The organism is Hymenobacter aquaticus, from assembly GCF_004765605.1.
Taxonomy (GTDB): Bacteria; Bacteroidota; Bacteroidia; order Cytophagales; family Hymenobacteraceae; genus Hymenobacter; species Hymenobacter aquaticus.
Window position 1 is genome coordinate 2,008,006 of record NZ_SRLC01000001.1, and the last position, 14,394, is coordinate 2,022,399.

9 protein-coding genes are annotated in these 14,394 nt (G+C 63.0%); 6 read left to right on the top strand and 3 right to left on the bottom strand.

All coding sequences use genetic code 11. The annotated features are described in order from the left end of the window. Positions 1–46: 46 nt before the first annotated feature. The 6 genes from kdpC (at position 47) to E5K00_RS08270 (ending at position 8,130) form a co-directional block, all read left to right on the top strand. Positions 47–616, top strand: coding sequence for a potassium-transporting ATPase subunit KdpC (gene kdpC / locus E5K00_RS08245; protein WP_135462754.1), 570 nt, complete (start codon positions 47–49; stop codon positions 614–616). Between the two features lie 90 nt (positions 617–706). Beyond that, a complete protein-coding gene (locus E5K00_RS08250; protein ID WP_135462755.1) occupies positions 707–1,816 on the top strand; it encodes a porin in 1,110 nt (369 codons plus the stop codon). A 293-nt stretch (positions 1,817–2,109) separates the two neighbouring features. Beyond that, positions 2,110–2,988 (top strand): HAMP domain-containing protein, encoded by an 879-nt coding sequence (locus E5K00_RS08255; RefSeq protein ID WP_135462756.1) that lies wholly within the window; start codon positions 2,110–2,112, stop codon positions 2,986–2,988. 31 nt (positions 2,989–3,019) lie between these two features. Further along, on the top strand, positions 3,020–4,969 hold the full coding sequence (locus tag E5K00_RS08260; protein WP_135462757.1) for a KUP/HAK/KT family potassium transporter: 1,950 nt from the start codon (positions 3,020–3,022) through the stop codon (positions 4,967–4,969). A 77-nt stretch (positions 4,970–5,046) separates the two neighbouring features. Then, on the top strand, positions 5,047–6,270 hold the full coding sequence (locus E5K00_RS08265) for a sensor protein KdpD (RefSeq protein ID WP_245328238.1): 1,224 nt from the start codon (positions 5,047–5,049) through the stop codon (positions 6,268–6,270). A 54-nt stretch (positions 6,271–6,324) separates the two neighbouring features. Next, positions 6,325–8,130, top strand: a complete 1,806-nt coding sequence (locus E5K00_RS08270) for a HAMP domain-containing sensor histidine kinase (RefSeq protein ID WP_135462758.1) — start codon at positions 6,325–6,327, stop codon at positions 8,128–8,130. Between the two features lie 107 nt (positions 8,131–8,237). Here the strand turns inward: E5K00_RS08270 and E5K00_RS08275 are convergent, their stop codons facing one another. From E5K00_RS08275 to E5K00_RS08285, 3 genes are all read right to left on the bottom strand, one after another. Continuing rightward, on the bottom strand, positions 8,238–9,674 hold the full coding sequence (locus tag E5K00_RS08275; RefSeq protein WP_135462759.1) for a TolC family protein: 1,437 nt from the start codon (positions 9,672–9,674) through the stop codon (positions 8,238–8,240). Next, entirely contained in the window at positions 9,667–12,858 is a 3,192-nt protein-coding gene (locus E5K00_RS08280; RefSeq protein ID WP_135462760.1) for an efflux RND transporter permease subunit, read from the bottom strand. Before E5K00_RS08280 ends, E5K00_RS08275 begins: the two co-directional genes overlap by 8 nt. A 130-nt stretch (positions 12,859–12,988) precedes the next feature. Beyond that, on the bottom strand, positions 12,989–14,077 hold the full coding sequence (locus tag E5K00_RS08285) for an efflux RND transporter periplasmic adaptor subunit (RefSeq protein ID WP_135462761.1): 1,089 nt from the start codon (positions 14,075–14,077) through the stop codon (positions 12,989–12,991). Positions 14,078–14,394: the final 317 nt, after the last annotated feature.

Consider the following 14,394-nt stretch of genomic DNA (forward strand, 5'->3'; position numbering starts at 1 on the left):
AGAGATGCTTCGGCAAGCTCAGCATGACAGACAACATACAATCAACATGAAACAACACCTGCTTCCCGCTTTCCGTCTCACCCTGGTGCTCCTGGTGCTGTGCGCGGTGGTTTATCCGGCCCTGATCTGGGCCGGGGCGCAGCTGGCTCCCGCTGGCGGCCAGGGCGAAACCATCCGCCACCGGGGCCGCGTAGTAGGCTTCGCCAACGTAGGCCAGAAATTCGACCGGCCGGAGTATTTCAGCTCCCGCCCCTCGGCCGTCGACTACAACGCCGCCGGCTCGGCGGGCTCCAACAAGGGGCCCAGCAACCCCGACTACCTGGCCACGGTACACACCCGGGTGGGCGCGTTTTTGCAAGCCAACCCCACGGTGGGTGCCGGCCGGCTGCCCGCCGAGCTGGTCACGGCCAGCGGCTCGGGCCTCGACCCGCACCTGTCGCCCGCCGGGGCCTACGCCCAGGTAGAGCGGGTGGCCCGCCTCCGCGGCCTGCCCGCGGCCCAGGTGCGCGCCCTGGTCGACAGCCACGTAGATGAGCCCCTGATTGTCTTTTTTGGCCCGCCCACCGTGAACGTGCTGCGCCTGAACCTGGCCCTCGATTCCCTGCAAGGCCGGTAGGCCGCCAGGTTGTGCGGGCCCGGTCCCGCTGCTTTCTTCTTAACTTTTTTTTCAGCGCCCCGCGCCCTGGTGGCCGGCGCTCCTACCCACATGAAACCACTTTCTTTTGCCCCACTGGGCCTGCTGCTGCTCACTTCGGCTGCTATGGCCCAAACCACGCCCGATTCCACGGCAGCTGCGGCGGCTCCGGCCAATCCGCTTACTACCTACGGCTTCGTGGATGGCTACTACGGCTATGATTTCAAGCACGCGGCCACCAACCAGCGGCCCGGCTTTCTGTACTCGCACAACCGCCAGAACGAGTTTACGGTCAACAACGCCGTTATCGGTCTGCGCTACGACAACGGGCAGGTGCGCGGGGCCTTGGGCCTGCACGCGGGCACCTACGTATCGGCCAACTACGCGGCCGAGGACCAGGTGCTCAAGCACATCTACGAGGCTTATGCGGGCTTCCGACCCTTCAAAAAAGCCTGGCTCGACGTGGGTATTTTCGGCTCGCACATCGGGTTTGAGTCGGCCCTGAGCAAGGACAACTGGACGCTGACCCGCTCCCTGATGGCCGAAAACTCGCCCTACTACGAGGCCGGCGCGCGGCTCACCTACGAGGTGAGCCCCAAGCTGACGCTAACTGGGCTGGTGCTCAACGGCTGGCAGAACATCCGCGAAAACAACCAGGCCAAGGCCCTGGGCACTCAGATTCAGTGGAAGCCCACCGATAAGCTGCTCATCAACAGCAGCACCTTCTACGGCAACGAGCAGCCCCAGGACTCGGTGCGCCGCCGCCGCTACTTCCACGATTTCTACGTGAGCTACGCCGCCACCGACCGCCTCAGCCTGGCGCTGGTGTTCGACGTGGGCAAGCAGGAAAGCGAGCAGCGCGGCGGCAAGGCCGATACCTGGCACACCGGCGCGGCCTTCGTGCGCTACAAGCTGGCCGATAAGTGGACCGCCGCCGCCCGGGCCGAGTACTACAACGCCGACCGGGGCGTCATCATCAGCACCATTTCGCCGGTAGCCGCCGCCACCGATTTCAAGGTGCAGGCCGCCTCGGTCAACCTCGACTACGCGCCCACCAGCAACGTGACGTTCCGGGTAGAAGGCCGCACCTTCCACGGCCGCCAGCCCTTCCTGACGGACCGCAACGGCAACCCCACCCGCAACTACGGCAACCTCACCAGCAGCATCGCGCTGTCGTTTTAGAGTAGATAGATATGAGTAATCGAGCTTCGTGTGCACGATGTAGAGACGCAATATTTTGCGTCTCGTCGGTGCTGATGTTGTTATAACTGCACCGTAGTGAGCAGACCCGGTCGTTCAACGACGAGACGCAAAATATTGCGTCTCTACATCGTGCACACGAACTCTTAAGCGGAATTGAATACCTGTAGAAAAATCGTTTAAAAACTATAGATACTTAACGCCAAGCCGCTGGGCGGGAGTAAGTTCTCGTTCGGCGGCTGGCAATGATTTCACCTTCTAGCTGACCACGCATCATGGCCCGTACCATCAAAGCCCGCCTCACGCTGGGCCTGAGCTTTCTGTTCGTGATTATTCTGCTGCTGAGCGGGGTGGGGGCGTACTTCCTCTACCAACTCTCGCGCAGCTCGGCCGCTACGTTGCAGGACAACTACCGCTCGGTAGCCTACGCCCGGGCCATGTCCGATGCGTTGTCGGATGTGCGGGAGGCGCGGCGGGCGGGGCCGGCGGCCGAGGTGGTCCGGGCCGAAGCTGCCTTCCGGCGCAGCCTGCGGGCCGAGCAGGGCAACATCACCGAGCCCGGCGAGCAGGAGCTGGCCGATTCGTTGGCGGCTTCGTTTGGGCAGTACGTCGCCCAGGCTGCCGCGCCGGCCGGCCTCTACCAGCAGGTGCGCGGGCAGGTGGGCCGGGTGGCGACCCTGAATCTGCGGGCCATTGAGCAGCAAAGTCTGCGCACCCGCCGCATTGCCAACCGCACCATTGGCACGCTGGGGCTGCTGGCTACGCTGGGCATTCTGGCCACGGTTTCCTTCATTTTCAGCTTCCCTGATTACCTCACCCGGCCGGTGGAGGAGCTGACGGCCGGCATCCGGCGCGTAGCCGAGGGCCACTACGACCAGCGCCTGCCCGTGCGCGCCCACGACGAGTTTGCGCCCGTGGCCCAGGCCTTCAACGACATGGCCCGCCGCCTCGAAGGCTACGAAACCGCCGACGGCACGCCCCGCATCGACTCCAGCGGCCCCCTCGATCTGGTAACCAGCCACCTGCGCCCCGGCTCCGCCCCCGATGCGGCCGACGACCTAGCCCGCCGCCGCCACTTGGCCACCCAGCTGCAGCGGCAGGCCCGGCAGCTCCAGCGCACCGCCGACGAGTTGGCCACCGGGCAGGCCGGTTGAGTTGCCGGCCTTTCACGTGTAGTTTGCGCGCATGACAACTTCCGCTTCTTCCTCAGCAGCGCTGCGGCGCGCCACCCCGGCCGGGGTACTGGTGGCCCTGGGCATCGTGTACGGTGACATTGGCACCTCGCCGCTGTACACGGTGCGCGGGGTGTTTGCCAGCCGGCCCGTGACGGAGGACGTGGTGCTGGGCACCATTTCCTGCGTTATCTGGACGCTCACGCTGCTCACCACGGTGAAGTACGTGCTCATTGCCCTGCGCGCCGACAACCACGGCGAGGGCGGCATTCTGGCCCTGTACGCCCGGCTGCGGCGGCTACCGGTGCGCCGTCTTTACCTGGTAGCCATTGTAGGGGCCGCCGCCCTGCTGGCCGATGGCATCATCACCCCGCCCATTTCGGTGGCCTCGGCCATCGAGGGGCTGCGCATCCTCCGGCCCGGCCTCAACACGGTGCCCATCGTCATCGGGATTCTGGTGGCGCTGTTTGCGTTTCAGCAGTTCGGTACCCAGATCATAGGCAAGCTGTTCGGACCCGTCATGACGGTGTTTTTCTCGATGCTGGCCGTGTTGGGCGTGTACCATCTGGGGCAGGATTTGAGCATTCTGCGGGCCTTCAACCCCTACTACGCCCTGCACATGGTCACGCAGGTGCCGGGGGCGTTCTGGCTGCTGGGCTCCATTTTTCTGTGCAGCACCGGCGCCGAGGCCCTGTACGCCGACATGGGCCACGTGGGCCGGCCCAACATCTACCTGTCGTGGACCTTCGTGAAAACCTGCCTGGTGCTCAACTACCTGGGGCAGGGGGCGTGGCTGCTGCAGCACCTGGGCCCGCCGCTGGGCGAGCAGAACCTGTTTTTCCTGTTGATTCCGCAGTGGGCCCTGCTGCCCGCCATTGGGCTGTGCACGCTGGCGACCATCATTGCCTCGCAGGCCCTCATTTCGGGCTCGTTTACGCTGGTGATTGAGGCGCTGCGCCTGCATTTCTGGCCCAAGGTGAAGGTGGATTACCCCACCGAGCTGCGCGGGCAGGCCTATGTGCCGAGCCTGAACTGGCTGCTGTGCGCCGGCTGCGTGGGCGTGGTGCTGTACTTCCGCGAGTCGGGCAACATGGAGGCGGCCTTTGGGCTGGCCGTAACGGTGACCATGCTCATGACCACGGCCCTGCTGGCGTTCTACCTGCGCATGCGCCGCGTAAACGGCCTCTGGATTGCGCTGCTGATTGGCACTTATGTGCTCATCGAGGGCTCGTACCTGGTGGCCAACCTGGCCAAATTCACCCACGGCGGCTGGCTTTCGGTATTGCTGGGGGCGGTGATTCTGCTGGTGATGCTGAGCTGGATTGTGGGCCAGCGCGTGCGCAACGACCTTACCGAGTTTACCCCGCTGGCCGAGTACCTGCCGCTGCTGCAGGAGCTCAGCAACGACGCCTCGGTGCCCAAATACGCCACCCACCTGGTGTACCTCACCAAGTCGGACGATGCGCGGCAGGTAGAAAACGGCATCATCCACAGCATCTTCAAGAAGCGCCCTAAGCGGGCCGATGTGTACTACCTCATCCACGTGCACACCACCGACGACCCCTACACCCGCCGCTACCACGTCACGCACGTGCTGCCCAACGAGCTGGTGCGCATTGATTTCTACCTGGGCTTCCGCATCGACCACGCCCTCAACTACATGTTCCGGCAGGTAGTCACGGAGCTGGTACGCAACGGGGAAGTGGACATTACCAGCCGCTACGAAAGCCTGCGCGGCCAGGACGTTACCGGCGACTTCCAGTTCGTGATTCTCAACAAAACCCTGCCCTACGAGTACCTGCTGCGCGGCTGGCAGCGGCTGGCCCTGCGCCTGCACGGCTGGCTGAAGCGCCTGGGTGCTTCCGAAACCGAAAGCTTCGGCCTCGACAACAGCTCCTTCGTCATCGAAAACGTGCCCCTGCACATGCCCGCCCGCCCCGAACTGCAGCTGGAGCGGGACTAGTGGTGTAGAGACGCAATATTTTGCGTCTCGTCGTTGAACGATGCGGAACGGCACGATTGCAAACAACATCAGCAACGATGAGACGCAAAGTATTGCGTCTCTACACCGACTCATTCACCCATTCCACCCCCATGAACGACAACGACGACCAACAGCGCGACCAATCGGCCGAGCGGTTTCTGCGGCTGGTGCAGCAGCGGCGGCGCGGGCGGCTGAAGGTGTACCTGGGGCTGGCCGCCGGCGTGGGCAAAACCTACCGCCTGCTACAGGAGGCCCACGAGCTGCGCGCCCACGGCGTGGATGTGGTGCTGGGCTACGTGGAAACCCACGGCCGCCCCGGCACCGTGGCCCAGCTGCGCGACCTGCCCACCGTGCCGCGCAAGCACATCTTCTACAAGGGCCGCATGCTGGAGGAGCTGGACGTGCAGGGCATTCTGCAGCGCCGGCCCTCGGTGGTGGTGGTGGATGAGCTGGCCCACACCAACGTGCCCGGTTCCGAAAACGAAAAACGCTGGCAGGACGTGGAGCAACTGGTGCGGGCCGGTATTTCGGTGCTCACGGCCGTCAACATTCAGCACCTGGAAAGCCTGCACGACCAGGTACTGCGCATCACCGGCACCGACGTGACGGAACGCGTACCCGACCAGGTACTGAAGCAGGCCGACGAAGTGGTGAACGTGGACCTGACCGTGGGCGAGCTGCGCACCCGCCTGGAGGAAGGCAAGATCTACGATGCGGCCAAGGTGCCCACGGCTTTGCAGAACTTCTTTCAGGCCGAAAACCTGCTGCAGCTGCGCCAGCTGGCCGTGCGCGAAACCGCCAACCTCATCAGCCGCCAGATTGAAACCGACGGCGGCGGGGCCGCACCCGTAGCCCCGGAGCGCCGCAACCAGGACCGCCTGCTGGCCTGCATCAACGCCAACGCCCCCGCCGCCAAGGAAATCATCCGCAAGACCTCGCGCCTCGCCGACCGTCTTTCGGCCGCCTCCTGGGCCGTGCTCTACGTGCAGACGCCCCGCGAATCGGCCGACCGCATCAACCTGGCCACCCAGCGCCACCTGCTCAACAATTTGCAGCTGGCGACTGAGCTGGGCGGCCAGATTCTGCGGGTGAAAGCCCCCAACGTGGTAGCCGAAGTGCTGCGCGTGGCTACGGAAAAGAACGTGTCGCTGCTAATTTGCGGCGTAACCGGCCAGAAAAGCTGGTGGCAGCGCCTGACCCGGCGCGGCGTCACCGAAAAGCTGATTCGCCGCGTGGCCCGCCACCACCCCGACCTGGACATCTTTCTGGTTACGTACTAACGCGTGGCGCCTCTCTTTCCTCCCGACCCAAGCAGCCCCGGGCTGCGCTCTGCCATGAACCTCAAAACGAAAATAACCCTGGCTTTCGTCACCATGCTGCTGCTGCTGCTGGGGGTGAGTGCCTACACGCTGTACTCGCTCAACCGCCTTGACCGCACGGCGCGCAACGTGCTCCAGGACAACCTCTACTCGGTGGAGCTGGGCCAGCAGATGCTACGGGCGCTGGACCAGGTAGAGCGCCAACCCCTGTCCGACACGACGGGCATGCACCAGCTCAACCAGGCATTCGTGCGCGAGGCGGGTAACGTGACGGAACCCGGCGAACAGGCGGTGGTCGACCAGCTCCAGGAGCAGCTGGCGCGGCTGCAGGAATACCAGGGCGCGTGGCTGCACGGCACCGGCGGCGCCCCCGACGTGGCCCCCGACCTCACCCGCCGGATCCGGCAGCTCACCTACCGCATGATTGACCTGAACACCCAGGCCCTCAGCCGCAAAAACGAAGCCGCCAACCGCACCGCCACCCAGCAGCAGCGCTACGTGCTGGCGTTGCTCACCATTGCCCTGCTCACCTCCCTGCTGTTTGTGCTGAGCGTACCCGAAGCGGCCGTGGGAGGCCTGCGCCAGCTCACGGCCAGCATCGACCACGCCGCCAACCAGGACTTCACGGCTTCCATTCCGATTCGGGGCCACGACGAGTTTGCCGCCGTGGGCCGCTCCTTCAACCAGATGCTGGTGCAGCTGCAAACGTACCGCACCTCGACCCTGGCCGAGCTGCTGGCCGAGCGCAACCGCGTGACCAGCATCGTCAACCACCTCGATGAGGGCCTGCTGCTCATCGACCAGAACCGGCGCATTATCGTGGCCAACCCCATTGCCCAGAGCCTGCTGGCCCTGCCCGCCGCCCAGCTGCTGGGCCAGCCCGCCGACGCCGTAGCCCAGGGCAACGATTTGCTGCGGACCCTGCTCCACCACCTCGACGTGCCGGCGGCCCGGCGCCAGCCGGAAGCCCCGCTGCTGACCATTGCCCAGCACGGCGAAGAAGCATATTTCCGCCTGAGCGTCAACGACGTTATTTTCTTCAACGAAGCTCTGGATAAGCAGGAGTTCGTGGGCTGGGTGCTCACGCTGCGCAACGTGTCGGAGTTCAAGAAGCTGGACCAGGCCAAGTCCAACTTTCTGGCCACCGTGTCGCACGAGCTGAAAACGCCCTTATCCAGCATCAATTTCCACCTGAAGCTGCTGGAAAACGGCCGGGTGGGCTCCCTCAATGCCGAGCAGCACGACATTGTGCTCACCCTCAAGCAGGAAAACCAGCGCCTGCTCCGGCTGGTCAGCGAATTGATTGACGTGTCGCGCCTGGAATCGGGCAACATCCAGCTCAACTTCCAGCCCAGCCGGGTAGCCGACATCGTGCAGTTTGCCGCCGATACCATCCAGCTGCAGCTGCGCCCCAAGCAGCTCACCCTGGACCTGGACGTGCCCGCCACGCTGCCGCCCGTGCGCGCCGACATCGAAAAAACCACCTGGGTGCTGCTCAACTTGCTAGCCAACGCCATCCGCTACTCGCCCGAGCACGAGCAGATCCACATCCGGGCCGCCCTCACGGCCGATGGGCAGCAGGTGCGCCTAAGCGTGCAGGACCACGGCCCCGGCATCGCGCCCCAGTACCAGGAAAAAATCTTTCAGCGCTTCGCCCAGATTCCCAACCAGAGCGGCTACGCGGGTGGCTCGGGCCTGGGGCTGAGCATTGCCCGCGAGTTTATCACCAGCCAGGGCGGGCAGCTGGGCGTGAGCAGCGAGCTGGGGACGGGCAGCACCTTTGCCTTCACGCTGCCGGTAGCCCCGCGGGCCGAAGCCTGACCCCGGTAACGCGGCCCGCCGCGCCGCCAGACAAAAAGCCGGCCCGGCTACCCGGATAAGGTAGCCGAGCCGGCTTGGATTGTTGCATAGGGCGTCGGATGCCGGGCTTAGTTCCAGCCGCCGCCCAGGGCGCGGTACACGTTCACCGAGGCATTGAGCTGCTGCATCTTGGTTTCGATCAGGTCAAACTTCGATTCCAGGGCGTCGCGCTGGGTGAAGAGCACCTCGGTGTAGTCGGCGCGGGCCGAGTTGAACAGGCTGGTCGAAATGGTGGCCGACTGATTCAGGGCCTGCACTTCCTGGGTTTTCTGCTCGTAGCTCTTCTCCAGGTTGCTGATGTTGGAGAGCTGGTTAGCCACTTCCAGGTACGCGTTCAGCACCGTCCGCTCGTACTGGTACACGGCCTGGGTCTGGCGGGCGTTGGCGCTGTAGTACACCGCTTTTATCCCGTTTTTGTTGATCAGCGGCGCGGCTACGTCGCCGGCCAACGAGAGCAGCATCGACTCGGGCAGCGTGGTCAGCAGCGTGGGGTTGAAGGCCGCCGCGCCCACCGCGCCAGTGATGCGCAGCGAGGGGTAGAAGTTGGTACGGGCCACCTGCACGTCGAGCTTGGCGGCGGCCAGATTTTGCTCGGCCTGCCGGATATCCGGGCGGTTTTGCAGCAGCTGGGCCGGCACGCCCGCCCGCATGGCCGGCGGCACCAGCTCAGTGAACGAGGCGGCGTTGCGGACAATGGGCTGCGGGTAGCGGCCCACCAGGAAGTTGAGCCGGTTTTCGGTTTCCACGATGCGCTGCTGAATGGTGAACTGCAGGCTCTGGGTGTGGTGCACCTGGGCCTCGAAGCGGCGCACGGCCAGCTCCGTTACCCGCGCCGCCTCCTTTTGCAGGCGCATGGCCTTCAGGGCGTTGCTCTGAATGTCGATGTTCTGGCGGACGATGGCCAGCTGGTTGTCGAGGGCCAGCAGCTCGTAGTACGAGGTGGCAATTTCGGCCACCAGGTTGGTCACCGTGAAGTTCCGGCCTTCCACCGAGGCCAGATAGCGGAGCGCGGCGGCTTTTTTGGCGTTGCGCAGCTTGTGCCAGATATCCACTTCCCAGGTGGCAAAAGCGCCCACCTGAAAGTTGGTCAGCGGGTCGGGGGTACGTTTCTCGGGCTTGATGTCGACGTTTTCCTCCGTGGCCCCGGGCAGCGTGTAGCGCGCGGCCTTTTCGGCGCCGGCCCCCACGCCCAGGCCCACGCTGGGCAGGTACTCGCCGGTGCGGGCGCGCACTTCCTGGCGGGCAATTTCGATTTCCTGGACGGTGATGTTCAGCTCCTGGTTGCGGCGCAGGGCCGTGTCAACCAGGGCCGTGAGGTTGGGGTCGGTGAAAACCTCCTTCCACCGGATCCGGGCCGACGTGGTGCTGTCCTGACTGGTGCCGGTGAAGCTGGCGGGCACGGTGCGGCTCTCGTTTTTCTGCACCAGCTCGGGCGTTTTGCAGGCGCCCACGGCCAGGGCCAGGCAAGCGGCGCTCAGGCTTTGATAAATGCGTTTTTTAAGCATGAGTCTTAACTCCTTCTTCAACTAAAACGTGGGGCTCGAACTCCGACAAGGGGTGTTCGTTTTCATCCCCGATGAGCCGGCGGCCGGCGGCAATGGTGCCAAAAATGTAGTATAGGCCCGGCACGATGATGACGCCGAACACGGTGCCGAACAGCATGCCGCCCAGGGCCGAGGTGCCGATGGTGCGGTTGCCGATGGCCCCCGCTCCCGTGGCCAGCACCAGCGGAATCAGGCCGGCAATGAAGGCGAAGGAGGTCATCAGAATGGGCCGGAAACGCACCTTGGCGCCTTCGATGGCCGCGTCGCGCACCGACATGCCTTCCTCGTGCTTCTGCACCGCGAATTCCACAATCAACACCGCGTTTTTACCCAGCAGGCCCACGAGCATCACCAAACCCACCTGGGCGTAGATGTTGTTGGCCAGCCCCAGGGTTTTGATCAGCAGGAAGGAGCCGAAAATACCGGCGGGCAAGCTCAGAATCACGGCCAGCGGCAGCAGGAAGCTCTCGTACTGGGCGGCCAGCACCAGGTACACGAAGGCCAGCACCACCAGGAAGATGTAGATGGCCTCGTTGCCGCGGCTCACCTCGTCTTTCGACAAGCCGCCCCAGTCGATGTCGTAGCCCCGGGGCAGGGTTTTCTTGGCCACTTCCTGCACGGCCTTGATGGCCTCACCGGAGCTGTAGCCCGGGGCCGCGTCGCCGCGGATGGAGGCCGTGGGGTACATGTTGTAGCGGTTGATTTCGTTGGCGCCCTGGCCCTTCACTATTTTCATGAAGGCCGAAAACGGCACCATCTCGCCCTTGTCATTCTTCACCCACATATCCAGGATGTCCTTGGGTAGGCGGCGGTACTCGGGCGAAGCCTGCACGAACACCTTGAAAAAGCGCTGGTACTTGATGAAGCCCAGCTCGTAGGTCGAGCCCACCATGATGCTCAGCGTGTTCATGGCGTTGCCGATGCTTACGCCCTTCTGCATGGCCAGCTGGTTGTCGATCTGCAGCTCGTACTGCGGATAGTTGGCCGAGAAGAAGGTAAACAAGCCGGCCAGCTCCTTGCGCTTCTTGAGCTCGGCCATGAAGTCCTCGTTGACTTTTTCCAGGGCCTTGTAGTCGCCGGTGGCGGTTTTGTCGAGCAATTGCAGCTGGAAGCCCCCCGCGGCGCCGTAGCCCGGTACTGCCGGCGGCTCGAAGAACTCGATGGTCGCGCCGGGAATTTCCTTGGCCTTTTTCTCCAGGTTCTCCACGATGTCGTGGATAGACTCTTTCCGCTCGTGCCAGGGCTTGAGGTTGATGAGCAGCGTACCGGCATTGGAGCCCCGGCCCTCGGTCAGGACTTCGTAACCGGCCAGCGAGGATATGCTTTCGATACCGGGCACCTTCTCGGCCAGGGCCGAAAGCTGCTGCGACAGGGCGTTGGTGCGCTCCAGCGTCGAGCCGGGCGGGGTCTGGATGATGGCGTAGAGCATGCCCTGGTCCTCGGCCGGAATAAAGCCGGTGGGCAGCGTGGAGGAGATGCCGAAGATGCCCGCCCCGAAGGCCAGCAGAATGGCGAAGGTGAAGATGCGCCGGTCCACCACTTTCTCCAGGAAGTTGGTGTAGCGGCCGGTCAGGCGCTCGAAGCCGCGGTTAAACCAGTCGATGAAGCGGTTGATGGGCGTCTTCTTGCGGGGCTGGCCGTGGTTGTTCTTCAGAATCATGGCGCAGAGCACCGGCGTCAGGGTCAAAGCCACGATGCCGGAAATGACGATGGACGAGGCCATCGTAATCGAGAACTGCCGGTAGAAAATGCCCACCGGACCGCTCATGAAGGCCACCGGCACGAATACGGCCGTCATCAGGACGGTAATGGCAATGATGGCCCCGCTGATTTCGCCCACCACCTCGCGCACCGCCCCGTAGGGCGAAAGGTGCTTTTCCTCCATCTTGGCGTGCACCGCTTCTACCACCACAATGGCGTCGTCGACCACGATGCCGATGGCCAGCACCAGGGCGAAGAGGGTAATCATGTTAATCGTCATCCCGAAGGCCTGCATGGCAATGAAGGCCCCGACCAGCGACACCGGCACGGCAATAATCGGGATGAGCGTGGAGCGCCAGTCGCCCAGGAAGAGGAACACCACCAGGGCCACCAGAATAAAGGCGTCGCGCAGGGTGTGAATCACGTTTTCGGTCGAGGCGTCGAGGAAGTTCGACACGTCGTAGCTGATCTTGTAGTCCATGCCGGGCGGCATGGTTTTCTTCAGCTCCTCCAGCTTCTCCTTCACGCTCTTGATGACCTCACTGGCGTTGGAGCCGTAGGTTTGCTTGAGCATGATGGCCGCCGAGGGGTAGCCGTCGAGGTTGGAGTAAATGTCGTAGAATTCTGAGCCCAGCTCCACGTTGGCCACGTCCTTGAGGCGCAGGGTTTCGCCGTTGGCGTTGGCCTTGATGATGACGTTCTTGTACTCCTCCACGTCGTTGAAGCGGCCCTTGTAGGTCAGCACGTACTCCAGCGCCGAGGCCTCCTTGCCGTCGGAGCGGCCGATACGACCCGGGGAGCCAATCACGCTCTGGTCGTTGAGGGCTTCCATCACGTCGTCCACCGACAGGTTGTAGGCCCGCATCCGGTCGGGCTTGAGCCACACCCGCATGGCGTACTGCCGGGAGCCCAGGATGCTGGCCCGGCCGATGCCGTCGATGCGCTGAATTTCGGGCAGCATGTTGACCCCGGCAAAGTTGAAGAGGTACCGCATGTCGGTATTCTTGTCCTTGCTGTAGAGGTTCACATACATCAGCATGTTGGGTACCACGCGGTTTACCACCACCCCTTCGCGCTGCACCAGCACCGGCAACCGGTTCAGGATCTGGGCAATGCGGGTGTTGACGTTGACGACGGCCTGCTCGGGGTCGGTGCCGAGCTTGAAGACGATCTGGATGTTGGCTTCCCCGGCCGATACGGCGTCGGAAGTCATGTACTTCATGCCCGGCACGCCGTTGATGGCCTGCTCCAAGGGGATGAGCACCGATTCGGTCAGCACCTTGGCGCTGGCGCCCGGATACGCCGTGCTCACCATCACCATCGGCGGCGAAATCTCCGGGAACTGGGACGTGGGCAGGGTATTAATGGCCAGAATACCCAGGAACAGGATGACCACCGATATGACGATGGCAAACACGGGTCGGCGAAGGAATCTACTAAACATAAGCTTGTTGTTGACCCCACCCCCCGGCCCCCTCCCCTCCGGGAGAGGGGGGGGCCTGACGAAGTAGGAAGAACTAAATCGTTCGGCTCCCCCTCTCCCGGAGGGGAGGGGGCCGGGGGGTGGGGTGTTGTTATTCAGAATACACCTTCAGGTGGGAAATGACGGACTTGGGCTCCTGGTAGGTGAAGCTGATTTTGTCGCCGTCCTTCACTTTGCGGATGCCTTCGAGCATGATTTTGTCGCCCGGTTTCAGGCCCGCGGAGATGATGTAGAGGTCGGGCATTTCGGAGGCCACCGTGACTTCAGTCTGGTGCACCACGTTGTTCTTGTCCACGACGTACATGAATTTCTTTTCCAGCACCTCGAAAGTGGCTTTTTGGGGCACAATCAGGGCGTTTTTCAGGGGCACGGTCATCAGCACCGAGCCGGTTTCGCCGTTGCGCAGCAGACCTTTGGGGTTGGGAAAAGTGGCCCGGAAGGCAATGTTGCCGGTCTCATTGTTGAAATCCGCCTCGATGGTTTGCACGATACCGGGGTAGTCGAACACCTCGTTGTTGGCCATGCGCAGCTTCACGTGCGGCGCATCGTTGGCCTGGGCGTGGACGCGGTAAGCCAGGTACTCGGCCTCGGGCACGTTGTAGTACACCCACATCTTGCTGTTGTCGGAGAGCGTGGTCAGCAAGTCGCCCTCATCCACCAAGCTACCGAGCCGGGCCTGGAAGTGGTCCATGATACCGCTGAACGGCGCCCGGATGGTGGTGAAGCCCAGGTGCGTCTGGGCCAGCGACACCTCCGCTTTGGCCTTTTCCAGCTTGGCCTGCGAGAGGGCCAATTCGTTGGGCGACACGATATTGCCATCGGCCAGCTTCTTGGTGTTCTGGTACTCGATGCTCACGAACTTGGCCTCGGCCTCGGCTTTTTTCAGCTCGGCCTGGTAGAGCAGCGGCATGATCTGGAACATGAGCTGGCCTTCCTTCACCTGCTGGCCTTCATCCACGAAAATCTTCTGCAGGTAGCCTTTTTCCAGGGCCCGCACCTCAATGTGCTGGAAGGCGTGCACCTGCGCCACGTACTCCTTGGTGATGGTCGTGTCTTTTTGCAGCGGACTGGTGACCAGGAATTTAACTTGTTCTTCCTTTTCCTTTTCTTCTTTCGAGCAGCTTGTAGTGCTATACAAGACACCCAAGCTCATGGCCATGAGCAGGAACGTTCTTTTCATAAATACCGTGACAGGCAGTTAGTGATTCGAGGTAAGGGAATTAGGCAGGCAGAGCGGCGCGCGGCCCGGAGGCAGCAAAGAAGTAGAACTCAATTGCAAGCGGTTGGCCCAACGACCTTCCCGTTGAGTAGCACAAAGCACTCACCCCGACATGAAGTCGATATGAAGCGAAACTTTATTTTCGCCGCGCCGGGGGTCCTTTCCGCACCGTATTCCGCCACCCTGCCTCATTTGAACAACTCTCTGTCAGACACTTAGCTTCACTATACATACTCCTGCTTGTCTACCGGCCCTGGCAGGCAAAGAAAAAGCCTCCC